Here is a 23,698-nt window from a genome sequence, read left to right as displayed (position 1 = left end):
AAACGCAAAAGCCGCGCGATGTGCGGCTTTTGATTGGCCGTCCTTAGGCAAGGCTCGCCAGGTGCGCTACCGTCTCGGGCTACTGCTGCACCAGGCGGATCAGTGTGGTGGCCTGGGCATTCGGCTTGGCCCTGCCTTGCTCCCAATTTTTTTGCGTTCGGGGATTGGTGCGCAGCTATATCGCGAAGACCGGGCGTGACATCTTCAACTGCTCGCGGATTGAAACCAGCTCCTGCCCAGTGACGGCGCGAAGCTCCGGCAACACGAGCCGGTGCGGACGAAGCGTCACCTTGCCCTGGCGCTCCTCTGCAAGCGCTTCGATGCCTTCCTGCAGCTCGGCAAAGATGCCCCGTTTCATGTCTTTTTCCTCGCGTCGAGTTCTGCTTCCGCTGGTGTCCTGGATAAGGTTTCCGGCTTCTGGCTGCATCAGCAGCAAATGCTGCAAGTCTGAAAAGGCGTCAGCGTCCTGGTAGTCCGCCCGGTACCGCTTGAGCGGCGGCAGTTCCAAGAAGAGTGCTTCTATTTTCTCTACCTAATTTGCGTACAGATTTGGCGCGCTTCCCAGCCTCGGTCAACTCGCCATCGATGATGGGGGCCACGTTATCCGGCGGGCTGGTTGATCTGGTAACGGGTGCTGCGGCCACCGCCGGGCAGGCGCTTGATGCAGCCCTTTTCCAGCAGGTCGCTCAAATGTCGGGTGGCGGTGGCCTTGGAGACCTGGGCCACGGCCTGGTACTGGGCGGCGCTGATGCCGTCTGCAAAGCCTTTTTCGCCGCCGTCGAGCAGGCGGTTGAGCACCTTGATCTGTTCGGTGGAGAGGGCCGCTTGGCGGTGCGCCTGCCAGAAGCGCGCTTTGGCCAGCACGCGGTCGATGCGCGCCAGTGCCTGTTCCAGGCTGTTCAGCAGGGTGGCGAGGAACCATTCCAGCCAGGGGGTGATGTCGAGGCTGTCTTTTTGGCTGGCTTCGAGGATGCGGTAATAGCCGGCGCGGTCGTCGAGGATGCTCGCAGACATGGCGTAGAAGCGAATGGACTGCTGCTCGCCCTGGGCCAGCGCCAGGTCGGTGATGGCGCGGGTGAGGCGGCCGTTGCCGTCGTCGAAGGGGTGCAGGGTGACGAACCAGAAGTGGGCGATGCCCGCGCGTAGCAACGGGTCGAGGGTGGCGTCATCGCGGCTGCGTTCGAACCAGGTGAGGAAGGCGTCGAGCTGCGCTTCCAGTCCCTCTCGTGGTGGCGCTTCGAAATGCACGGTGGGGCGGTCAAGGCGGCCGGAGACCACTTGCATGGGTTCTTCACCACGCAGGGTGCCGACGCGGATGCGGGCGGTCAGGGGAAAGTCGTCCTGGGGGAATAGCCAGCGGTGCCAGGCGCACAGGCGGTCGACGGTCAATGGTTGATCGTGTTGGCCAGTGGCATCCAGCAGCAGTTCGGCCAGTCCTTCGCTGCGAGGGCTGGGTTTGCCCTCGGTTGCCAAGCCCAGGCGGCGGGCAAGGGAGGAGCGCACCGAGCCGGCGTTGAGTTGTTCGCCCTCGATGGCCGAGGAGGTCACGATGTTCTGCAGCAGGGCATCCAGGCTGTTCTGTGCCTCGGCATCGGCGCCCACTGCGCCGGCCATGCCGAGCAGGCGACCCTGGGCGTGTGCGCAGGCGCGTAGTGGCGCGGCGAGGCGGTCGGCCTGCCAGGTGAACTGCGGCCAGTCAGGTTGCTGCCAGATCCAGCGGGTGGTGTGCATAGAGGGCCTAAATGGGGTGTGAGCCGAATAGAGGGCTTATTCGGCTCATTTAATGAGCCGATTATGCGGGGTATTCGGCTCATCGGCTAGCCGACCTGGGGTCTGAGATTCTCGCTCAGCACTTGCAGCACGGTGTTCAGGTGGCCTTCCTGGTGTTTATCGAACAGCTTGAGCCCACCTCGGTTCTTGAAGGCTTCGTTGAGCGGGGTGCTGTCGAGCACCGCTTCGTGCACCAGTTACTTGGCCAGGCGATCCAGCCTTTTGCGTTGGGGCTGGCTCCAGCCGTTCAGGGCCTAATGCCATTGGCGCGGGGATTCTTGCTCGACTGGGGGCGAGTGCTGCGTCTCCAGAAACGCAAAAGCCGCGCAATGCGCGGCTTTTGATTTGGTGGGCCCACACGGACTCGAACCGTGGACCAAAGGATTATGAGTCCTCTGCTCTAACCGACTGAGCTATAGGCCCCAGAAGGCCGGCGGATTATACAGGTGCCTTTTGCTGGGCGCCAATCGCGGGGAGGGGGTTGAGGAATTTGCGGGCGAATGCCTCGGCCGGCAGCGCGGTGCTGACGATAAACCCTTGAATCTGTTCGCATCCTTCGGCGGCGAGGAAGTGTTCCTGGGCTTTGGTTTCGACCCCTTCGGCGATGACGGTGAGTTGCATGCTGCGGCCGAGGGCGATGATGGCGCGGCTGATGGCGGCGTCGTTGGGGTCGTCGGGCAGGCCGCGGACGAAGGACTTGTCGATCTTCAGCACGTCCAGCGGCAGGCGCTTGAGGTAGCTCAGGGAGGAGTAGCCGGTGCCGAAGTCGTCGATGGCCAGTTGCACGCCGAGGGCCTTGAGGTTGTGCAGCACGCTGAGGGCTTCTTCGGCCTGGCTCATGATGAAGCTTTCGGTGATTTCCAGTTGCAGCCGTTGCGCCTCGAGGCCGAGGGTCTGGATGAGCCGTTGCAGGCGTTCCACCAACTGCGGCTGGCGCAGTTGCGCGCCGGCGAGGTTGATCGAGAGTGGGCCGAAGGGGACATGGCGTTCCTGCCAGTGCTGCATTTGCCGACAGGCGTGTTCCAGTACCCAGTCGCCAAGCGGGAGGATGAGTCCGCTTTCTTCCGCCAGGGGGATGAAGCGCTCCGGTGGGATTTCGCCGAACTGTGGGTGGTTCCAGCGCACCAGGGCTTCGGCGCCCACCAGGGTTTGGTATTGGAGGCTGAACTTGGGTTGGTAGGAAAGCGACAGTTCGTTGCGCTCCAGGGCCCGGCGCAATTCGGTTTCCAGGGCCATGCGTTCGGTGGCCTGGCTGGTCAGGTCGTGGGTGTAGAACTCGATGCGGTTGCGGCCTCGGGCCTTGGCCCGGTACATGGCGGCGTCGGCGTTCTTCACCAGGGTGGCGACGTCCAGGCCGTGTTCCGGGAACAGGCTGATGCCGATGCTGGCGCTCATGAAGAACTCGTGTGGGCCGGCGGGGACGGGGGCTTCGAAGCAGGTCAGCAGTTTGGTGGCGACGGATTGCGCGTCGTTGGCGCTGTGCAGGCCGGGTAGCAGGATGATGAATTCGTCGCCGCCGAGGCGGGCTACGGTGTCGACATCGCGCAGTTGTTCGCGCAGGCGGGCGGCGATGCCTTTGAGCAGCAGGTCGCCCACTGGGTGGCCGAGGCTGTCATTGATGTGCTTGAAGCGGTCCAGGTCGATGAACAGGACGGCGCCGTGGTGGTTGTCGTTGGCGGCGTCGGCCAGGGCCAGTTGCAGGCGGCTTTCGAACAGCAGGCGGTTGGGCAGGCCGGTGAGTGGGTCGTGGTGGGCTTGGTAGTCGAGGCGCGCCTGGGCGTGCTTGAGCGGTGAGATGTCGGCGAACACGCCGACGTAGTGTGTGACCTGGCGGTAGCGGTCGCGCACGGCACTGATGGTGAGCCATTCGGGGTAGGGCTCGCCGTTCTTGCGGCGATTCCATATTTCGCCCTGCCAGTGCCCTTCACGTTCCAGCTGGTGCCACATGGCGGCGTAGAAGGCGCTGTCATGTTGGCCGGACGCGAGCAGGCGCGGTGACTGGCCGAGCGCCTCGCTTTCGCTGTAGCCGGTGATTTCGCTGAAGGCGCGGTTGACTGCGGTGATGCGTTGTCCGGTGTCGGTGATCATCACGCCTTCGGCGGTGCTTTCGAAGACGGTGGCGGCTTGCAGCAGTTTTTCCTGCATCTGCTGACGCTCGGTGACGTCGCGAGCGATGGTCAGCAAGCAGGGTTCTCCACCGATGGGGATCGGTTGGGCGGAGAGCTCGCAGATGCGTACCTGGCCATTCTTGGTGCGGATGGCTGTAGTGAAGTGGTGCAGGCTGCCCTGGTCGCCGATGAGCTGGATCATGTGCTGACGATCCGCGGGATTGGCCCATAGGCCGAGTTCAAGGGTGGAGCGCTCAGCGACTTCCGGCTGGCTGTAGCCGGTGATGCGGCTGAAGCCGTCGTTGGCTTCCAGCAGCAGTCCGTCGCTGATGCGGGTGATGAGCAGGCCATCCGGGGAGGCGTGGAAGGCGCTGGCGAACTTTTCTTCGGAGACTTGCAGCAGTTGCTGGGTTTCCTTGAGCTGGGTGATGTCGCGGACTACCACCACGAGGGCGGGCGTGTCGTCCAGATCGATGGTCTGGGCGGAGATCAGGCCGATGAAGGTTTCGCCATTGGCGCGGCGGAAGGGCATTTCCAGGTTGTGCAGCGGGTTGCCCTGTTGCAGACGCTGCAGGAGTTTCGGCCCGATGCCGGGAATGCCCCAGATGTCGAGTTCGGTGGCGGTGCGGCCAAGGGCTTCGCTGGCCTTGAGGCCGATCTGCTGCTCGAAGGTGTGGTTGATGGCCAGCAGGCTGCCGTCGGTGCGGCGGGCGATGACGATGATGTCCGGGCAGTTGTGGAACACCGAGGCGAATTTCTGTTCAGACAGGCGCAGGGCCTGCTCGGTCTGCTTGGCCTCGGTGATGTCGATCATCAGGCCGCGCATCATCTGGGTCTCACCGTGGGGGATGAGGGTGATGATGTCCCGCACCCAGAGCACCCGGCCGTCGGCGGCGATCATGCGGTAGTCGAGGCTGTGGTCTCGGCCGGCGAGGGTTTCCGCTTCACAGAAGGCATTGGCCCAGGCTGTGTCGTCGGGATGCAGGGTGCGGCGCCAGAAGCCTGGCTCCAGCCAGTGGCTCAGGGGGTAGCCGAGCAGGCGTTCGGCGTGGGGGGAGACGTAGGTGTAGCAGTAATCGTCGACGCGCATTTCCCAGGCGATGGCGTTCAGGCTTTCCACCAGGCCGCGGTAGTGCTGTTCACTGCTGCGCAGTTCGTCTTGCAGGGCGGCGCGGCTGGCCATTTCGTTGCTGAGCCGGCGGTTGACGCGCAGGACGAAGGCCAGCACGCCAGCCAGTAGCAGCAGGGCAGGCAGGCCGTAGAGCAGGATGCGGCCCCAGTCAGGCTTTCGGTAGAGGGCGCCGCCCACCCAGCGTTCCTGGATGGCGGCAGCTTCTTCGGGGGTGATCTCGGCGAAAACTTTGTCGAGGATGCTGGCCAGCATCGGGTGGTTCTTCGGTGTCGCCATGGCCAACTGGTAGCGGTAGGGCGTTTCGCCGCTGATGCTGATGCCGTCGAGCTTGAGTTGGCGCAGGCTCCAGACGCTGGAGGCGAGGTCGCCGACGAAGGCGTCTACCTGTTCGGTGGCCAGGGCCTGGAGGGCCGCGGCGACGGAGGGATAGGCCTGCAGGCTCAGGTCGGGGTGCTGGTTGCGCAGCAGCTCGTGGGGGGCGTAATCGGCTACCACGCCGACGCGCAGGCCGTAGAGGTCGTCAATGCTGGACGGCTGTGGGCCGCGGGTCTGGGACAGGATGACGATGGGGAAGTCGAGGTAGGGGCGGGTGAAGTTCAGGTATTGCTGGCGCTCCGGGGTGGACATGATGCCGGGCAGCAGGTCGAGGTCGCCGGCGCGGGCACGTTGCAGCACTTCGGTCCAACTGCTGGGTTCGACGGGGGTGAGTTTCACGTCGAGGCGCCGGCGGACCTGGTCGATGTAGTCGGCGGCCAGACCCTGGTGGTTACCCTGGGCGTCGCGAAACTCGAAGGGCGGCCAGGAGGCGTCAATGCCGAGGCGCAGCTCGCCGTGATTGTCGAGCCAGGCCTGTTCTTCCGGGGTGAGCGTCAGGGCGCCGGCCGGGAAGGTCCAGAGTGCCAGCCAGAGCATCAGTAGGGCCCGCGCTCGCGCCATTGGCGGCCTCGTTCCTGGTAGGGATGTCAGACCGAAGTGTAGACGTGGCCGCCTGTCGCCTGGAAGAGGAAAGCACCCGGCTGCGGCCTTGCTGAGGCACAAAAGAAAACCCCCGGACTGGCCGGGGGTCTTTGTATCGCTTACTCGTCCAGGAACGAGCGCAGGTGCTCGCTTCGCGACGGGTGACGCAGCTTGCGCAGCGCCTTGGCTTCGATCTGGCGGATACGCTCGCGGGTTACATCGAACTGCTTGCCGACTTCCTCGAGGGTGTGGTCGGTGTTCATGTCGATGCCGAAGCGCATACGCAGGACCTTGGCTTCGCGGGCGGTGAGGCCGGCCAGGACTTCGCGAGTGGCTTCCTTGAGGCTTTCCACCGTGGCCACGTCGATCGGGGACTGCATGGTGCTGTCCTCGATAAAGTCGCCCAGGTGCGAGTCTTCATCGTCACCGATCGGGGTTTCCATGGAGATCGGCTCTTTGGCGATCTTAAGAACCTTGCGGATCTTGTCCTCAGGCATCTCCATGCGCTCGCCAAGCTCTTCCGGAGTGGGCTCGCGGCCCATTTCCTGCAGCATCTGACGGGAGATGCGGTTGAGCTTGTTGATGGTCTCGATCATGTGCACCGGAATACGGATGGTGCGCGCCTGGTCGGCGATCGAACGAGTGATCGCTTGGCGGATCCACCAGGTGGCGTAGGTCGAGAACTTGTAGCCGCGACGGTATTCGAACTTGTCCACCGCCTTCATCAGGCCGATGTTGCCTTCCTGGATCAGGTCGAGGAATTGCAGGCCGCGGTTGGTGTACTTCTTGGCGATGGAGATCACGAGACGCAGGTTGGCCTCGACCATCTCTTTCTTCGCCCGGCGAGCCTTGGCTTCACCGATGGACATGCGACGGTTGACGTCCTTGATCTCGTTGACAGTCAGTTCGACTTCCTGCTCGAGATCCACCAGCTTCTGCTGGTTACGCTTGATGTCGCCAACCAGCTTGCCGATGGCTTCGGCGTACTTGGCCTTGCCCTTGGCCAGGCCGTCGGCCCAGTCGAGGTCGACTTCGTTGCCCGGGAACAGGCGCAGGAAGTCGGCACGTGGCATGCGGGCGTCACGTACGCAGAGCTGCATGATGGTGCGTTCCTGAGCGCGGACACGGTCCAGGGCGCTACGGACTTTTTCCACCAGGGCGTCGAATTGCTTCGGCACCAGCTTGATCGGCATGAACAGCTCGGCCAGGGCCAGCAGTTCTTCGATAGCCTGTTTGCTGCTGCGGCCATGCTTCTTCAGGGCCTTCTTGGCCTTGTCGAGCTGGTCGGAAACCGCTGTGAAGCGGCGCAGGGCCTCTTCCGGGTCCGGACCACCATCGCCTTCTTCTTCGGCGTCGTCGCTTTCGCCTTCTTCCTCTTCGTCTTCGTCCTTGTCCTTGGCCGCGGCGGTATCGGATTTAAGCTCGACAGGCTCGACTTCTTCAGCCGGCACGGTGCCGTCATCCGGGTCGATGTAGCCGCTGAGAACGTCGGACAGACGGCCACCTTCGGTGGTGACGCGCTGGTATTCGGCGAGAATGCCGTCGACGGCGCCGGGGAAGTGGGCGATGGCACTCATCACCTCGCGGATGCCTTCCTCGATGCGTTTGGCGATTTCGATTTCGCCTTCTCGAGTCAGCAGTTCCACGGTGCCCATTTCACGCATGTACATGCGTACTGGGTCGGTGGTGCGACCGATATCGGTCTCCACTGCGGCCAGGGCGGCAGCGGCTTCCTCTGCTGCGGCTTCGTCGGTGTCGGCTTCGGCCAGCAATAGGGCGTCCGCATCCGGGGCACTCTCGAATACGTTGATCCCCATGTCGTTGATCATGCGGATGATGTCTTCCACCTGTTCCGGATCGGAAATATCCTCCGGCAGGTGGTCGTTGACCTCCGCGTAAGTCAGGTATCCCTGCTCACGGCCACGGGCGATCAACTCTTTGAGGCGAGACTGCTGTTGCGCTTTTCCGGACATAGCACCCTATCCACTTAGGTCTTGGCGGGCTAAAAACAAGCCGAGGATTATACCTGATCCTGGGCCTTACGCGCCAGTTGAGGTCGGAGTCAGGGAAGACGTGTTGCGGCTGAGTAGGTCGCGCAGCTGATCTTTTTCCTCTGCGCTGAGTTCACTTTGCCGCGCTTTGCGCAGCAGATTCTCCAGGCGGCGTTCCCGCTGGCGTGCCGACAACCTAGTTATAGTGTCGAAAAACTGTTGTTCAAGGTTGTCGTCGGAAATCAGCCATTCCTTTTCCGCCAGGGCCCGTAACAGCCGGCCCTGATCAGTGCCATGCCAGCGGGCGATCAGCTGCAGTGAACGGAGTTTCGGGTTCTTTTGTACGGCCTCTACCAACGCCACCATGAGCTGGGCGTAGGTGTCGTCTTCTGCGGCAAAATGGCTGGCATCCTCGACTTTCTGTGCAAGCGACGGATGGTGCAGCAGGGTGCGAAGTGCGGTGAGGGTGGGGGATTCCACCTTGACTTCGGTGCGCGGTGGACGCTTGAAGTCATCGCGGCCTTGCTTGTTCCACTTCTTGCCGTCTTTTTTCCAGTCGTCCTTTTTCCAGCTCTCTTTGCGCCGCTCGTCTTTCTGCCAGTTGCCCTGCTGCGCGGTGGGCTGCTCGAAGTAGTGCGCGGGCTCAGGCTCGTACTGCTGGTCGCCGTAGCCGGAGAAGGATTCGTAGTAGGCGTCGTCCGAGTGTTCGTGGCCCCCGCTGCTGACTGGGGCGCTGCGGGCGAACTGGCTGAGGGCATCGCCATTGAGGCCGGTAATTTCGGCCAGGCGCTGGCGCATCAGGACTTTCAGGTTGGCGCCGGGAACGCGCTCGATCAGAGGAGCCGCCAGGGTGGCCAGGTGGGCCTTGCCTTCCAGGGATGAGGGGTCGGCTTCCTGGGTCAGTTGCTGGAAGAAATAGTCGGCCAGGGGTTGCGCATGCTGGGTGATGCGCGCGCGGAGGGCGTCGGTGCCTTCCTTGCGAACCAGGCTGTCCGGGTCCTCGCCTTCGGGTAGGAACAGGAAGCGCGCACGGCGGCCGTCTTCGAGGCTTGGAAGCGTGGCTTCCAGGGCGCGCCAGGCCGCCTTGCGTCCGGCTTGGTCGCCGTCAAAGCAGAAGAGGATGCTCGGTACCAGTCGGAACAGGCGGCGGATGTGCTCTTCGCTGGTGGCGGTGCCCAGGGTGGCGACGGCATTGCGCAGTCCCTGTTGGGCGAGGGCGATGACGTCCATGTAGCCTTCGACGACCATGATTTCGTCGAGATTGCGATTGTGTTTGCGTGCCTCGAACAGCCCGTAGAGTTCCTGGCCCTTGTGGAATACCGGGGTTTCCGGGGAGTTGAGGTACTTGGGCTTGTCGTCGCCCAGGACTCGGCCGCCGAAGGCGATGATGCGTCCGCGGCTGTCGCGGATCGGGAACATCACTCGGTCGCGAAAGCGGTCGTAGCGCTTGCCGGTCTCGGCGTTCTCGATCAGTAGGCCGGCGTCGATCATGTGCTTCTGTTGCAGGCTGTCGCCGCCCATATGTTTGAGCAGGTTGTCCCAGCCGGGTGGGGAGAAGCCCAAGGCGAAGTCGCGGGCGATTTCGCCGGTCAGTCCGCGACCTTTCAGGTATTCGACCGCGGCTTTGCGCGTCGGATGCTGCTTCAGGGCGTGGCGGTAGTAGTCCGACGCGGCGGTGAGCAGGGCATAGAGCGGGGAGTCGGTCGGCTGGCGGTGGCCGCTGCTGCGGCCGCCTTCTTCCCGTGGGACTTCAAGGCCGGCGCGCTTGGCTAGATCCTCAACCGCCTGGGGGAAGTCCAAGTGGTCGTGGTCCATGACGAAGCCGAGGGCATTGCCGCCAGCGCCGCAGCCGAAGCAGTAATAGAACTGCTTGTCCGGGCTGACGCTGAACGACGGCGTCTTCTCGTTATGGAAGGGGCAGCGAGCGGTGTAGTTCTTGCCGGCCTTTTTCAGCTGCACGCGCGCGCCGATCACTTCGACTATGTCGGTGCGGTTCAGCAGGTCGTCGATGAAGCCTTGGGGGATCAGGCCAGCCATAGGGTGCTCGGGGCGCGGGAAGGTTCAAAGCATACTCGCGCCAGGTCGGTGACGACAGGCGGGAGGTGGAAGCTGGAAAGCAAAAAACTCCGCTATTCGCCGGGGCGAAGCGGAGTTTCTTGTGTGCTCATGATGCACTCGCCCGGCCGGGGCCGGGCGAAGCTTGAGCGTGCGGCGGTGCCTGTTAACTCAGTACAGGCGCTCGCGGCGGCGCTGCTCGCGCTGCACTTTCTTGGCATGACGCTTGACCGCGGCTGCGGCTTTGCGCTTGCGCTCGGAAGTGGGCTTCTCGTAGAACTCACGGCTACGGACTTCAGCCAGTACGCCGGCTTTCTCGCAGGAGCGCTTGAAACGACGCAGGGCTACGTCGAAGGGTTCGTTCTCTTTAACTTTGACGGCTGGCATCCAGGTCGTACCTTCATCAATTACCGAATGGTCGACGCATTCCGGCAAAAGCAGGCTCGGTGGCGCGTCGGATTTCAAGGGCTGCGGATATTAACGCCTCAAGGCTCGGAATGCAAAGCCTTCAGTCGAAAACCGCTGGTCGGCACAGGGGGCGACGATTATGATTCGCGCCTTCTTCATTTGCCAGGCCAGAAGGGCTCGTACCCATGCTAGTGCTGGGGTTGGAAACCTCCTGCGACGAAACCGGCGTCGCTCTATACGACAGTGAGTGCGGCCTGCTGGCCGACGCGCTGTTCAGTCAGATCGACCTGCATCGGGTCTACGGCGGCGTTGTGCCCGAGCTGGCGTCCCGCGACCACGTCAAGCGCATGCTGCCGTTGCTGCGTGAGGTGCTGGAGCAGGCCGGTCGCAAACCCGAGGATATTGACGGCATCGCCTATACCGCCGGCCCAGGCCTGGTGGGTGCGCTGCTGGTGGGCGCGTCCTGCGCCCAGGCGCTGGCCTTTGCCTGGGGCGTGCCAGCGCTCGGCGTGCACCACATGGAAGGCCACCTGCTGGCGCCCATGCTGGAAGAGCAGCCGCCGGGGTTTCCGTTCGTCGCCTTGCTGGTTTCCGGTGGTCATACCCAACTAGTCCGGGTAGACGGCATCGGTCGTTACCAGCTGCTCGGCGAATCGGTGGATGACGCTGCTGGCGAGGCCTTCGACAAGACCGCGAAGCTGATTGGCCTCGGTTACCCCGGTGGTCCGGAGATCGCCCGCCTGGCCCAGAGTGGTACGCCGGGTCGCTTCACCTTCCCCCGTCCGATGACTGATCGCCCCGGCCTGGATTTCAGCTTCAGCGGTCTCAAAACCTTCGCCCTCAACACCTGGCAGCAGTGCCGCAATGCTGGGGACGACGGTGAGCAAACCCGTTGCGACATCGCTCTGGCCTTCGAGCAGGCGGTGGTGGAGACTCTCACCATCAAGTGCAAGCGTGCTCTCAAGCAGACCGGCCTGAATCGCCTGGTGATCGCGGGCGGTGTCAGTGCCAACCAGTCGCTGCGCCAGTCCCTGGGCAAGATGCTGGGCGATCTCAAGGGCGACGTGTTCTACGCGCGACCGCGTTTTTGCACCGACAACGGCGCGATGATTGCCTACGCCGGATGCCAGCGACTGCTGGCGGGACAGCACGACGGTCCCGCAATTGCGGTTCAGGCACGTTGGCCGATGGAACGCCTTCCCGCGATCTGATGGCGGCTTGAGCTGTTTTCACTCAAGGTGTTCAGAAATGCCGTTCGCGTCCGGCAAAAAGGTCGCGTAGATTGCCGCGATGGCGCCAGACGATGAGTCCGGTCAGTACCGTCATTGGCAAGAGCGCACCGGGTTGCTGCCAGGCCAGCAATGGCAAGGTCAGCGGCGTAGCGATCAGCGCCGCCAGCGAGCTGGTACGAGTCAGATGAAAGGTCAGCAGCCAGACGCAAACAGCCAGCAGTGCGGCCGGGGGGTATAGCCCCAGAAGCATGCCGGCGGCGGTGGCAACGCCCTTGCCGCCTCGGAAGCGGAAGTACAGGGGGTAGAGGTGCCCGAGCACTGCGGCAAGGCCAACCCAGGCCTGCTGCTGGACCTCGAGGCCGCAGAGATGGGCGACCAGTACGGGCAGCAGTCCCTTTAACAGGTCGCCGAGCAGGGTCAGGATCGCCAGCTTCTTTCCCGCCACCCGCAGCATGTTGGTGGCGCCAGGGTTGCCGGAGCCCTGGGCACGTGGGTCGCCCGTGCCGAACACACGGCTGAGCAGAATGGCGAAGGACAACGATCCGAGCAGGTAGGCGAGAGTCGCCAGCAGCCAAAACATGGTATCCATTCCGGGGCGAGGAAGTCCCGATTCTAGCGGGGCAGCACTGACGTGGACACGGTTTTCATCGAGGGTCTTGAGGTCGACACCGTAATCGGTGCCTATGACTGGGAGCGCAGCATTCGCCAGTGCCTGCGCCTGGACCTGCAACTGGGCTGGGACAACCGCCCCGCCGCCGAGGGCGATGACCTGGACAAGGCACTCGATTACGCGGCTGTGTCCCAGCGCATCCAGGCCTTCGCCGCCGAAGCACAGTTCCTGTTGGTGGAAACGTTCGCCGAGCGGCTGGTTGCCGTGTTGATGACCGAGTTCAACATCCCGTGGGTCCGTCTGAAATTGCACAAGCCTGGCGCCGTACCGGCCGCCAGTAGCGTTGGCGTGGAGATCGAGCGCGGATGTCGCTGACCCCTATCTACCTTGGCCTCGGCAGCAACATCGAGCGCGAGCGCAACCTGACGGCTGGGCTCGAGGCCTTGGGTAGCTTCCTGCAGGACATCCGTTGTTCGCCGGTGTTCGAGAGTCTTCCCGTGGGTATCAAGAGCGGGAATTTCTTCAATTTCGTGGTGACCGCCCGCACCGACTTGTCGTTGCACGAGCTGGATCGTCGGCTGAAGGAGATCGAGGCTAACAACGGCCGGTATGCACCGGGTCGAAAGGGCCTGCCGCTGGATATCGACGTGTTGCTCTATGGCGACCGCGTGGGCAACTTCGATGGCCTGGTCCTGCCGCGCCCCGAGGTGTTGAAGAATGCCTTTGTGCTTTGGCCCCTGGCGCTGCTGGCGCCGGAGGTGAGGCACCCGGGTGAGAACCGCACCTTCGCTGATCTCTGGGAAAACGCCGCCATCCAGCAGGCACTCTGGCCTGCGTCCTTCTCCTGGGGCGGCGTCGAGTTGACGCCGCCAGACCTGATTCAGGCCTTCCCGCGACTTTCCTTGTAAGTCTTGAGCGCCTTGAGGCGTTCGCCCTTGAGCGCTTCACCCAACTCTGCGCCTTTGAGTCCCTTCGCCAACAGCGGCTGCACCGCCACGCCGCGGGCGACTGCGGCTGCGCCCAGGAGATAGGCCGCCTGGGGATAGTCGCGCTGTTCAAGGCCGGTCCTGCCGCGGGCATCCATTTCGCTGGCAGCAACGAACTCTTCGAAACGTTGCGGCCGGCGATAGACGTCGAAGCTCTGTAGCAGTTCAAGCAAGGTCGAGGCGCGCAGTTCCAGGGCGCGATGGGCATGGGTGTGATACTCGCCCACCAGCAGCGCCAGTTCCTGACAGTCGCGAGGTGCCTTGCACCGCTCGTTCACCGTCCTGATCAGCTTCAGTCCACGCTTCTCGTGGGCGATGTGCTGCGGCCATTCCTCTTCCGGGGTAAGCCCCTTGCCCAGGTCATGCAGCAGGCTGGCCCAGCGCACCGTCAGCGGCTGGTCGTGCTCGGCGCACTGGCGCAACACGGCCAGCACATGCACGCCGGAGTCCACCTCGGGATGGTGCTTTTCCGGCTGCGGCACGCCGAACAGACGGTCCACTTCAGGCAGCCAGGCAGCGAGGGCCCCGCTGTCGCGCAGTACCTGAATGAACACATCCGGACGCGGCTCCATCAGGGCGCGGGAGATTTCCTTCCAGCTACGCTCCGGCGTCAGTGCGTCCAGTTCGCCGGACTCGGCGATCTGTCGCATTAGCGCGAGGGTTTCCTTGGCAACTGTGAACCCCAGCGGCGCGTAGCGTGCAGCGAAGCGCGCCACCCGCAGCACGCGCAGGGGGTCTTCGGCGAATGCCGGGGATACATGGCGCAGTCGCCGGGCTTTCAGGTCTTTCTGGCCGCCGTAGGGGTCGATCAGGTGCCCGTGATCGTCCTCGGCCATGGCATTGACCGTAAGGTCGCGGCGGATCAGGTCTTGCTCGAGTGTCACGTCCGGGCTGGCATAGAAGGTGAATCCGCCGTAGCCGCGCCCGCTCTTGCGCTCGGTGCGCGCCAGCGCATATTCCTCGCCGGTCTCCGGGTGGAGGAACACCGGGAAGTCGGCGCCCACCGGGCGATAGCCTTTCTCGAGCATTTCCTCTGCGGTGGCGCCCACCACGACCCAGTCATTCTCGGTCGCTGCGCGACCCAACAGGCGGTCGCGTACTGCTCCGCCCACTCTGTATATCTGCATGGCTTGCCTCCGTGGCTGCGGAGGATAGCAGCCTAGCGGGCCGCAGGGACCTGCTCGACCAGTGCGCGAACCGCGCTTTCCAGCAGTTCGGCGCTCTCCCAGGAGGGGCTGAGGCCGGTGCTGGCCAGGCCTTCCCAAAGCACATTGCCGGCAGTGTCGGTCAAGCGCAGGCGCAAGGTGCCGGTTTCATCGCGCAGTCGGTGGATGGCCTGGTAGGGGCCGAGGGGGCTGGGCGGTGCTTGATCGACCTTGAATTCCAGCGGCTGGTCGTTCACCGCCAGCCAGTAGTAGACCCGAAACTGTGCATCGCGGGTGGCGCGGTAGCCGCGTGCCTCCAGGCCTCGGCGGATCAGTGGTGCGACCTGGGCATAGCGCTCCTGGTACGGCAGTTCGCCATCTACTGCCTGCGCCGGTGAAACCAGCTCGAAGCGGATGCGCCCAGCCAGCTCGGCAGTGGCCGGCTGCAGGATGCGGATCTGGGGCACGGGGGTGGAACAGGTGGCCAGGGCCAGGCACAGCAGCAGGACGAGGAACAGACGCATCTGAGGGCGGCTCCCATAGAGGGTGAGCCGCATGCTCGGCGTGCGCCGGGCATGCGGTCAACCGATCAAATGGGTGGAATGATCAGGTCCAGGCGTGGGTATTCCCCGTCCTCAGTGCGTTCCCCCTTTGGGGGTACGTGGTGGCTCCCGGTGATCTGCTCGCCGTGTCGGGTCTCCAGGTGAATGTCGAAACCCCAGAGGCGGTGCAGGTGCTTGAGTACCTCCTCGGTGGATTCGCCCAACGGTTTGCGGTCGTGCTGCTGGTGGCGCAGGGTGAGCGAGCGGTCACCACGGCGATCGACGCTCCAGATCTGTACGTTGGGCTCGCGGTTGCCCAGGTTGTACTGGGCCGCCAGGGTTTCGCGGATCAGGCGGTAGCCCTGCTCGTCATGGATGGCCGGAACTAGCAATTCGTCTTTCTGGTCGTCGTCGAGGATGCTGAACAGCTTGAAGTCGCGAATCACTTTGGGTGAGAGAAACTGCAGGATGAAGCTCTCGTCCTTGAAGCTATTCATGGCGAACTTGAGCGTGGACAACCAATCGCTGCCGGCAATGTCCGGGAACCAGTACCTGTCTTCTTCCGTTGGCTCCTCGCAGATGCGACGGATGTCGCGGTACATGGCGAAGCCCAGGGCATAAGGGTTGATGCCGCTGTAGTAGGGGCTGTCGAAAGGCGGCTGGTAGACCACGCTGGTGTGCGACTGCAAGAACTCCATCATGAAGCCGTCGGTGACCAGGCCTTCGTCGTACAGATCGTTGAGGATGGTGTAGTGCCAGAAGGTGGCCCAGCCTTCGTTCATCACCTGAGTCTGGCGTTGCGGGTAGAAGTACTGGGCGATCTTGCGCACGATGCGCACCACTTCCCGCTGCCAGGGTTCGAGCAGGGGAGCGTGTTTTTCGATGAAGTAGAGGATGTTTTCCTGTGGTTCGGCGGGGAAGCGCTGGTTGTCCCGCTCGCCACCCTTGCCGGCCCCCTTGGGAATGGTGCGCCAGAGGTCGTTGATCTGCTTCTGCAGGTGCTCTTCGCGCTCCTTCTGCCGGCGCCGCTCTTCCTCGGCGGAGATCGGGTAGGGGCGCTTGTAGCGGTCAACGCCGTAGTTCATCAGGGCATGGCAGGAGTCCAGCAGGTCTTCTACCGCGTCGATGCCATGGCGTTCCTCGCACTGCATGATGTACTGCTTGGCAAACACCAGGTAGTCGATGATGGAACTGGCGTCAGTCCAGGTGCGGAACAGGTAGTTGCCCTTGAAGAAGCTGTTGTGGCCGTAGCAGGCGTGGGCGATGACCAAGGCCTGCATGGTGATGGTGTTCTCCTCCATCAGGTAGGCGATGCAGGGATCGGAGTTGATCACGATCTCGTAGGCCAGGCCCATCTGACCGCGCGAATAGCCTTTCTCGGTGGCGAGAAAGTGCTTGCCGTAGGACCAGTGGTGGTAGCCGATGGGCATGCCGACTGAGGCGTAGGCATCCATCATCTGCTCGGCGCTGATCACTTCGATCTGGTTCGGGTAGGTGTCCAGCGCATAGCGCTCGGCGATCCGGCTGATCTCGCGGTCGTAAGTGCGGATCAGGTCGAAGGTCCATTCCGACCCCGTGGAGATGGGCTTGCGTTCCTTCTTGCTGGCAGTCATTTCACGCCTCCCCTCAGGTCACGAGCCTGCGTTGGAACAGCTCGCGGAACACCGGGTAGATATCCGCCGCCGAGACGATCTGCTGCTGGGCGAAGGTATCGCCGAACGTATCGCAGACCTGCTCGTACTCGTACCACAGCGCCTGGTGCTCGCGTGGAGTGATCTCGACGTAGGTGTAGTACTGCACGAACGGCATGATCTGCTTGATCAGGATATCCCGGCAGATGGGTGAATCGTCGTTCCAGTTGTCGCCGTCCGAGGCCTGGGCGGCATAAATGTTCCATTCGTTGATGGGGTAGCGCTCGGCCATGATCTCCTGCATCAGCTTGAGCGCACTGGAGACGATGGTGCCGCCGGTTTCACGGGAATAGAAGAACTCCTCCTCGTCGACCTCACGGGCGCTGGTGTGGTGACGGATGAACACGACCTCGATCTTGTCGTAATTCCGCTTGAGGAACAGGTACAGGAGGATGAAAAAGCGCTTGGCGATGTCCTTGGTGGCCTGGGTCATGGAGCCGGAGACGTCCATCAGGCAGAACATCACCGCCTTGGAGGAGGGGTTGGGCTGCTTGACCAGCAGGTTGTACTTGAGGTCGAACGTGTCGAGGAAGGGTACACGTTCGATCCTGGCGCGAAGTTTTGCGATTTCTGCTTCAAGTTCCTGTATATCGCCGAAGTTATCCGGTTCCTCGCGCTTCAGGCGTTCCAGTTCCTCTTTCGCTTCCTTCAGCTTGCCGCGGCTGCTGCCGGACAAGGCGATGCGCCGGGCATGGGCTGAGCGCAGGGTGCGGACGATATTGATGCGCGAAGGATTGCCTTCATTACTGATCCCGGCGCGCACGGTCTTGAAGGTATCGGCACCGGTGAGGTGACGTTTGACCAAGTTGGGTAATTCGAGGTCCTCGAACATGAAGTCGAGGAATTCTTCCTGGGTGATCTGGAAGACGAAGTCGTCCATGCCCTCACCCTGGTTGCTGGCCTTGCCGCCGCCACGGCCTCCACCCCCGCCCTGGGGGCGCGGAATGCGATCGCCGGTGGTGAATTCCTTGTTGCCGGGATGGACGATGGTCTGCCGACCGCCACGGCCGTGATGCAGGACAGGTTCGTCGATGTCGCGACCAGGGATGCTGATCTGTTCGCCATGCTCCATATCGGTGATGGAACGGCGGCTCACGGCCTCCTCCACGGCCTTCTTGATGTGCTCGCGGTAGCGCCGCAGGAACCGCTGGCGGTTCACCGTGCTCTTGTTCTTGCCGTTCAAACGCCTGTCGATGACATAGCTCATAGACCCCTCCGGGGAGCTTCAGGCTGCAAGACGCGGAGGACGCCGTACGAGACGGCGCCTCCGGCTAGCGTATTCCTGGCTTGCAGCTTGAGACTGTTTTACTGCGACTTGCGTACCCGCAGGTACCATTCGGACAGCAGGCGTACCTGTTTCTCCGTATAGCCGCGTTCGACCATGCGTTTGACGAAGTCGTTGTGTTTCTGCTGCTCCTCCTTGCTGCCCTTGGCGTTGAAGCTGATGACCGGCAGAAGGTCTTCGGTGTTGGAGAACATTTTCTTCTCGATGACCACGCGCAGCTTCTCGTAGCTGAGCCAACTGGGGTTCTTGCCGTTGTTGTTGGCCCGAGCGCGGAGAACGAAGTTGACGATCTCGTTGCGGAAGTCCTTCGGGTTGCTGATGCCGGCCGGCTTCTCGATCTTTTCCAGTTCCTCGTTCAGGGCCACCCGGTTGAGGATTTCGCCGGTTTCCGGGTCGCGGTATTCCTGGTCCTGGATCCAGAAGTCCGCATACAGCACATAGCGGTCGAAGATGTTCTGGCCGTACTCGCTGTAGGACTCCAGGTAGGCGGTCTGGATTTCCTTGCCGATGAACTCGATGTAGCGCGGCGCCAGGTACTCCTTGATGAAGCGCAGGTAGCGTTCACGCATTTCAGCCGGGAACTGCTCCTGCTCGATTTGCTGTTCCAGCACATAGAGCAGGTGCACCGGGTTGGCCGCCACTTCGTGCGGGTCGAAGTTGAACACCTTGGAAAGAATCTTGAAGGCGAAGCGAGTGGACAGTCCGTTCATGCCCTCGTCCACGCCGGCGGAGTCGCGGTACTCCTGGATGGACTTGGCTTTGGGGTCGGTGTCCTTGAGATTCTCGCCATCGTAGACGCGCATCTTCGAGTAGATGTTCGAGTTTTCCGGCTCCTTCAGGCGCGACAGCGCGGAGAACTGCGCCAGCATGCGCAGTGTGTCTGGTGCGCAGTGGGCGTGAGCCAGGGAACTGCCGACAAGCAGTTTGTCGTAGATCTTGATCTCGTCGGTGACCCGCAGGCAGTAGGGCACCTTGACGATGTAGATCCGGTCGATGAAGGCCTCGTTGTTCTTGTTGTTACGGAAGCTGTGCCATTCCGATTCGTTGGAGTGGGCCAGGATGATGCCGCTGAAGGGCAGGCCGCCCAGCCCCTCGGTACTGTTGTAGTTGCCTTCCTGGGTGGCGGTCAGCAGCGGGTGCAGCACCTTGATCGGCGCCTTGAACATCTCGACGAATTCCATCAGGCCCTGGTTGGCCCGGCACAGCGCGCCCGAGTAGCTGTAGGCATCGGCGTCGTTCTGCGGGAACTCCTCCAGTTTGCGGATATCCACCTTGCCCACCAGGGCGGAGATGTCCTGGTTGTTCTCGTCGCCTGGTTCGGTCTTGGCGATAGCGATCTGGTTGAGGACCGAGGGGTAGAGCTTGACCACGCGGAACTTGCTGATGTCGCCCCCAAACTCATTGAGGCGCTTGGTCGCCCAGGGCGAGATCACCGTACGCAGGTAGCGTCGCGGGATGCCGTACTCTTCCTCGAGGATGGCGCCATCCTCGTCGGCATTGAACAGCCCGAGGGGTGACTCGAACACGGGGGAACCCTTGATGGCGTAGAAGGGCACGCGCTCCATCAGTTGCTTCAGTTTCTCCGCCAGGGACGATTTGCCGCCGCCGACCGGACCCAGCAGGTAGAGGATCTGCTTCTTCTCTTCCAGACCTTGGGCGGCATGGCGGAAGTAGGAGACTATCTGGTCGATGCATTCCTCCATGCCGTGGAAGTCCGCAAATGCCGGATAGCGACGGATCACCTTGTTGGAGAAAATCCTCGAAAGCCGCGGGTCTAGCGAGGTGTCCAGCAGTTCCGGATCGCCGATTGCCAAGAGCATGCGTTCCGCCGCGCTGGCATAGGCACTACGGTCCTGCTTGCACAGGTCGAGATATTCCTGAAGGGAATATTCCTCCTGGCGGGTCGCTTCGAAGCGTTGTTGGAAGTGGCTGAAAATGCTCATGACGTCACCTCGCTGGAAACAGGAAGCCGGCGCGGGGTCGGTTGTGCGGGTGCGGGCAGTCAGCCGAAGAAGGTCGGCCGATGAAAGTCCCCCAGAACACCTGAATGGTCGCTGCCGATGGCCCGGAACCGGTGGACCGGCTCTCCCCTTTTTTGGATGGCCTGAGCTAAGAGTAGTTCGTTATCGGCAAGGTCAAGCATGACGGAACGATAACAGGGGAATACCGTTCGTCGGAGGGGAGGCGCTAAGCCAGTGATGGCGCGGGGTTGCGCCTCACCGAAAAAAATTTCAATCGACGCTGCCCTGGGTGACTTCGCCGGGATAGACGCTGCGCCAGAGCTCGAAACCGCCGTCCAGGCTGTAGACCTCGGCAAAACCCTGATGGGCGAGATAGGCAGCCGCGCCCTGGCTCGAGTTGCCGTGGTAGCAGGAAACGATCAGGGGCTTGTCGAAGTCGGCACGGGCGATGAAGTCGGCAAGGGAGTAGTTGTCCAGGTGGTGCGAGCCGCTGATATGGCTCAGGGCAAAACTCTGCGGGTCGCGGATGTCCACCACCACTGCGCCTTGCTCGCGCAGGGCCTGGGCCTGTTCAGGGGGGATGCGCTGGAACTCACTCATGGCGATTCTCCTCACAGCTGCAGCTGATGCGTTCGCGGCTGTCGATATTCAGCAGGGTCATGGCGCCGCCCCAGACACAGCCAGTGTCCAGGGCGAACAGGCCGGGTTCGTCACATTTGCCTTCCAGGGACGCCCAGTGGCCGAAGATGATCTTCTGCCCACGGGTCTTGCGCTCGGGGAAGCTGAACCAGGGGGCGAAGCCGGGCGGGGCGGTGCCTAGGCCTTCCTTGGACTTGAGGTCCAGGGTGCCGTCGGCGCGACAGAAGCGCATGCGGGTGAAGTAATTGGTGATGACGCGCAGGCGGGTGACGCCGTGCAGGTCGCTGTCCCACTTGGCCGGCTCGTTGCCATACATGCCGTCGAGGAACAGTGGCAGGCGGGCGTCGTCCTGCAGCGCTTCTTCGACTTCGGCGGCGCGCTTGAGGGCCTTCCTCAGCGACCACTGTGGCGGGATGCCGGCGTGGACCAGGGCGATGTCTCGCTTCTCGTCGTAATGCAGCAGCTTCTGTCGGCGCAGCCAGTCCAGCAGGTCGGCGCAGTCCGGCGCATCGAGGATCTCGCGCAGGGTGTCGGCCTTGCGCAGTCGCTCGATGTTGTTGGCGACGGCCAGAAGGTGCAGGTCGTGGTTGCCGAGTACGCAGACTACCGATTCACGAATGGAATAGAGGAAGCGCAGGGTTTCCAGGGATCTGGGGCCACGATTGACCAGATCACCTACCAGCCAGAGCTGGTCCCTGGCCGGGTCGAAGCGGACTTGCTCCAGCAGGCATTTCAGCTGATCCAGACATCCCTGGATATCGCCAACCGCATAAGCCGTCATGCTGGCCCCCTCAGTGCAGCGAGCCGGGAACGGCGAGGCGGAAGGGCGCGATGATGGCGTCGAAGCGTTTGCCGTCGTCGGCGACCATCTGATAGCTGCCCTGCATGCTGCCGACTCGCGTGGCCATCACTGTACCGCTGGTGTAGGTGTGGCTGGCGCCGGCCTCGATCAGGGGCTGTTGACCGACCACGCCAGCACCGCGGACTTCCTGGACGTGCCCGTCGCCGTCGGTGATCACCCAGTGGCGGGTGAGCAGTTTGGCTGGCAGTTCGCCGTTGTTCTGGATGGTCACGGTGTAGGCGAAGGCAAAGCGATTCTCGTCCGGCTGTGACTGTTCCGGGAGGAAGCGGGTGACGACGCTGACGTCGACCTTATAGCGGGAATCGGACACGCGAAAGCTCTCGAGTAGCTGGGATTGGAGTCTAGGGCCTGGGGCTGGCCACGGCCAGTTGATCGGCCAGGCGGACAAAAGCGGCCAGGTCGAGTTGCTCCGGACGCAGACCGCCGTCGACGCCCGCGGCTTCGATGGCGGCGGCGTCCAGCAGGCCCTTGAGGGTATTGCGTAAGGTCTTGCGCCGCTGGTTGAAGGCTTCGCGTACCACACGTTCCAGCAGTGCAGGGTCCTTCGCGGGATGCGGCAACACGTCGTGGGGCACCAGTCGGACGATGGCGGAATCCACCTTGGGTGGCGGGTTGAAGGCACCGGGGCCGACATTGAACAGGTGCTCCACCCGGCAGTGGTACTGGACCATGATCGACAGCCGGCCCCAATCGCCGCCACCAGGCTCGGCGGCCAGGCGCTCGACCACCTCCTTCTGCAGCATGAAGTGCATGTCGCGAATCAGGTCTGCGTGGTCCAGGAGATGGAAAATCAGCGGGGTGGAGATGTTGTACGGCAGGTTGCCCACAACCCGAAGGCTGTGCGGTTCAGCATCGAGCTGGCGGAAATCGAACTTCAGCGCATCGCCCTGGTTGAGGCGAAAGTTCGGCAACTGGCCGAACTTGTGCTGCAGGATGGGGATCAGGTCCAGGTCCAGTTCGACCACATCCAGTTGTGCGCCGCTGGCCAGCAGGCCTTCGGTAAGAGCGCCCTGGCCTGGGCCGATCTCCAGCAGGCGCTCGCCTGGGCGGGCGTGGATGCTGCGCAGGATGCGATGAATCACGCCGGCGTCGTGCAGGAAGTTCTGGCCGAAACGCTTGCGCGCGCGGTGTTGGTAGTGTTCGGACATCGAAGGCTCCAGGCCTTGGGGCCAGGCGGCGAGCCTGGCGTGGAAACGTAGATCGCGCAGTTTATCAGGCGTCAGCCCGCGCCGCCTAAGGCATGGCCGATAAAGCGTCGCGGGAAGGGCTGATCACTGATTGCGTTGCTGCGCGGTGGCCATCTGGTAGGCGGTTTCCAGCGCGACTTCCAGGCTGCCGCAGTCGATTCGGCCGGTGCCAGCCAGATCCAGGGCAGTGCCGTGATCCACCGAGGTACGGATGATCGGCAGGCCGAGCGTGACGTTCACGGCGGCGCCGAACCCCTTGTATTTGAGTACCGGCAACCCCTGATCGTGGTACATCGCAAGCACGGCGTCGCAATGCGCGAGGTGCTTCGGCGTGAACAGGGTGTCGGCCGGCAGTGGGCCGATGAGGTCCAGGCCTTCGGCGCGCAGGCCTTCCAGGGTCGGCTCGATGACTTCCAGTTCCTCCCTGCCCAGATGGCCACCTTCTCCTGCGTGGGGGTTGAGGCCGCAAACCAGGATGCGCGGATGGGCAATACCGAATTTGTTCACCAGATCGGCATTCAGGATGCGGCTGACCCGTTGCAGTCGCTCCGGGGTGATGGCAGCGGCGACGTCCTTGAGCGGCAGGTGAGTGGTGACCAGTGCCACGCGCAGGCCCCGGGTGGCGAGCATCATCACCACTTGGCGGGTAGCGGTCAGATCGGCGAGGAACTCGGTGTGGCCGGAAAAGCCGATGCCAGCTTCGTTGATCACACCTTTATGCACCGGCGCGGTGATCATCCCGGCGAAGAGGCCGTCGAGGCAGCCCTGCCCGGCCCGGGTCAAGGTCGCCAGCACATACTCCGCGTTCTCCGGTGACAGTTGGCCTGGTTTGACCGCCGCTCGCAGTGGCGTATCCCAGACAAAAAGGCTGCCGGCAGGGGCGGGGGCGTCCGGAAGCCGGGTGGGATCGACATCGATCAACTGGATGGATAGGCCCAATTCAGCGGCGCGCTGTTCAAGCAGGCTGCGGCTGGCGATGGCGATCAGGGCGTGGGGTTGGGCGGAGCGGGAGAGGAGCAGGCAAAGGTCGGGGCCGATGCCGGCAGGTTCACCAGGGGTGAGGGCGAAGCGGAGAGCGTTCATTCCGGGTCCTTGCGTGGTGTCCAGCGCGTTGGCGGTGATTGTACCGCCAGCGCG

The 23,698-nt window shown here is 63.0% G+C and carries 20 protein-coding genes, 1 tRNA gene and 1 pseudogene; 3 read left to right on the top strand and 19 right to left on the bottom strand.

Annotated features, from left to right (window positions below):
• Positions 1-79: 79 nt before the first annotated feature.
• The 8 genes and pseudogenes from G559_RS29405 to rpsU form a co-directional block, all read right to left on the bottom strand.
• Positions 80-358, bottom strand: a pseudogene (locus G559_RS29405) (helix-turn-helix domain-containing protein).
• A gap of 242 nt (positions 359-600) precedes the next feature.
• Positions 601-1,731, bottom strand: coding sequence for a Fic family protein (locus tag G559_RS0126335; protein WP_028631096.1), 1,131 nt, complete (start codon positions 1,729-1,731; stop codon positions 601-603).
• Positions 1,732-1,817: 86 nt separating this feature from the next.
• Positions 1,818-1,952 (bottom strand): hypothetical protein, encoded by a 135-nt coding sequence (locus tag G559_RS31135; RefSeq protein ID WP_276325071.1) that lies wholly within the window; start codon positions 1,950-1,952, stop codon positions 1,818-1,820.
• Positions 1,953-2,116: 164 nt separating this feature from the next.
• A tRNA-Ile gene (locus G559_RS0126325) sits at positions 2,117-2,193 on the bottom strand.
• A 15-nt stretch (positions 2,194-2,208) separates the two neighbouring features.
• Positions 2,209-5,946 (bottom strand): bifunctional diguanylate cyclase/phosphodiesterase, encoded by a 3,738-nt coding sequence (locus tag G559_RS0126320; RefSeq protein WP_028631095.1) that lies wholly within the window; start codon positions 5,944-5,946, stop codon positions 2,209-2,211.
• Between the two features lie 140 nt (positions 5,947-6,086).
• Positions 6,087-7,940 (bottom strand): RNA polymerase sigma factor RpoD, encoded by a 1,854-nt coding sequence (gene rpoD, locus G559_RS0126315; protein ID WP_028631094.1) that lies wholly within the window; start codon positions 7,938-7,940, stop codon positions 6,087-6,089.
• 66 nt (positions 7,941-8,006) lie between these two features.
• A complete protein-coding gene (dnaG, locus tag G559_RS0126310) occupies positions 8,007-9,995 on the bottom strand; it encodes a DNA primase (protein ID WP_028631093.1) in 1,989 nt (662 codons plus the stop codon).
• Positions 9,996-10,184: 189 nt separating this feature from the next.
• Positions 10,185-10,400, bottom strand: coding sequence for a 30S ribosomal protein S21 (rpsU, locus tag G559_RS0126305; RefSeq protein ID WP_010795989.1), 216 nt, complete (start codon positions 10,398-10,400; stop codon positions 10,185-10,187).
• Between the two features lie 206 nt (positions 10,401-10,606).
• Here rpsU and tsaD point away from each other — a divergent pair, with 206 nt between their 5' ends.
• Entirely contained in the window at positions 10,607-11,632 is a 1,026-nt protein-coding gene (tsaD, locus tag G559_RS0126300) for a tRNA (adenosine(37)-N6)-threonylcarbamoyltransferase complex transferase subunit TsaD (RefSeq protein WP_028631092.1), read from the top strand.
• A gap of 31 nt (positions 11,633-11,663) precedes the next feature.
• On the opposite strand, the gene plsY is transcribed toward tsaD, so the two are convergent.
• Entirely contained in the window at positions 11,664-12,233 is a 570-nt protein-coding gene (plsY, locus tag G559_RS0126295; protein WP_028631091.1) for a glycerol-3-phosphate 1-O-acyltransferase PlsY, read from the bottom strand.
• A 51-nt stretch (positions 12,234-12,284) separates the two neighbouring features.
• On the opposite strand from plsY, the gene folB reads away from it, so the two are divergent.
• The gene (gene folB, locus G559_RS0126290; RefSeq protein ID WP_028631090.1) at positions 12,285-12,638 is read left to right on the top strand and encodes a dihydroneopterin aldolase; all 354 of its coding nucleotides are present in this window, start codon (positions 12,285-12,287) and stop codon (positions 12,636-12,638) included.
• Positions 12,629-13,171, top strand: coding sequence for a 2-amino-4-hydroxy-6-hydroxymethyldihydropteridine diphosphokinase (folK, locus tag G559_RS0126285; protein WP_028631089.1), 543 nt, complete (start codon positions 12,629-12,631; stop codon positions 13,169-13,171). Before folB ends, folK begins: the two co-directional genes overlap by 10 nt.
• Here the strand turns inward: folK and G559_RS0126280 are convergent.
• The 10 genes from G559_RS0126280 to pdxA all read right to left on the bottom strand — a co-directional run bounded on the left by G559_RS0126280 (position 13,144) and on the right by pdxA (position 23,644).
• Positions 13,144-14,376: a multifunctional CCA addition/repair protein gene (locus tag G559_RS0126280; protein ID WP_028631088.1), complete on the bottom strand. Its 1,233-nt coding sequence runs from the start codon at positions 14,374-14,376 to the stop codon at positions 13,144-13,146. The two genes, folK and G559_RS0126280, sit on opposite strands and share 28 nt — an antisense overlap.
• A gap of 32 nt (positions 14,377-14,408) precedes the next feature.
• On the bottom strand, positions 14,409-14,918 hold the full coding sequence (locus tag G559_RS0126275; RefSeq protein ID WP_028631087.1) for a DUF4136 domain-containing protein: 510 nt from the start codon (positions 14,916-14,918) through the stop codon (positions 14,409-14,411).
• A 65-nt stretch (positions 14,919-14,983) separates the two neighbouring features.
• Positions 14,984-16,549, bottom strand: coding sequence for a SpoVR family protein (locus G559_RS0126270; RefSeq protein WP_028631086.1), 1,566 nt, complete (start codon positions 16,547-16,549; stop codon positions 14,984-14,986).
• 13 nt (positions 16,550-16,562) lie between these two features.
• Entirely contained in the window at positions 16,563-17,834 is a 1,272-nt protein-coding gene (locus G559_RS0126265) for a YeaH/YhbH family protein (RefSeq protein WP_028631085.1), read from the bottom strand.
• A 98-nt stretch (positions 17,835-17,932) separates the two neighbouring features.
• Positions 17,933-19,855 (bottom strand): PrkA family serine protein kinase, encoded by a 1,923-nt coding sequence (locus G559_RS0126260; RefSeq protein WP_028631084.1) that lies wholly within the window; start codon positions 19,853-19,855, stop codon positions 17,933-17,935.
• A gap of 288 nt (positions 19,856-20,143) precedes the next feature.
• Positions 20,144-20,473, bottom strand: coding sequence for a thiosulfate sulfurtransferase GlpE (glpE, locus tag G559_RS0126255; RefSeq protein WP_028631083.1), 330 nt, complete (start codon positions 20,471-20,473; stop codon positions 20,144-20,146).
• A complete protein-coding gene (locus tag G559_RS0126250) occupies positions 20,466-21,293 on the bottom strand; it encodes a symmetrical bis(5'-nucleosyl)-tetraphosphatase (RefSeq protein ID WP_028631082.1) in 828 nt (275 codons plus the stop codon). Before G559_RS0126250 ends, glpE begins: the two co-directional genes overlap by 8 nt.
• A gap of 10 nt (positions 21,294-21,303) precedes the next feature.
• Positions 21,304-21,684, bottom strand: coding sequence for a Co2+/Mg2+ efflux protein ApaG (gene apaG / locus G559_RS0126245; protein WP_028631081.1), 381 nt, complete (start codon positions 21,682-21,684; stop codon positions 21,304-21,306).
• 31 nt (positions 21,685-21,715) lie between these two features.
• Positions 21,716-22,522, bottom strand: coding sequence for a 16S rRNA (adenine(1518)-N(6)/adenine(1519)-N(6))-dimethyltransferase RsmA (gene rsmA, locus G559_RS0126240; RefSeq protein WP_028631080.1), 807 nt, complete (start codon positions 22,520-22,522; stop codon positions 21,716-21,718).
• A gap of 123 nt (positions 22,523-22,645) precedes the next feature.
• Positions 22,646-23,644, bottom strand: a complete 999-nt coding sequence (gene pdxA, locus G559_RS0126235; RefSeq protein ID WP_028631079.1) for a 4-hydroxythreonine-4-phosphate dehydrogenase PdxA — start codon at positions 23,642-23,644, stop codon at positions 22,646-22,648.
• Positions 23,645-23,698 lie beyond the last annotated feature (54 nt).

The sequence above is a fragment of the Metapseudomonas resinovorans DSM 21078 genome (assembly GCF_000423545.1).
GTDB lineage: Bacteria > Pseudomonadota > Gammaproteobacteria > Pseudomonadales > Pseudomonadaceae > Metapseudomonas > Metapseudomonas resinovorans.
This window is presented reverse-complemented; position numbering and strand designations above follow the sequence as displayed.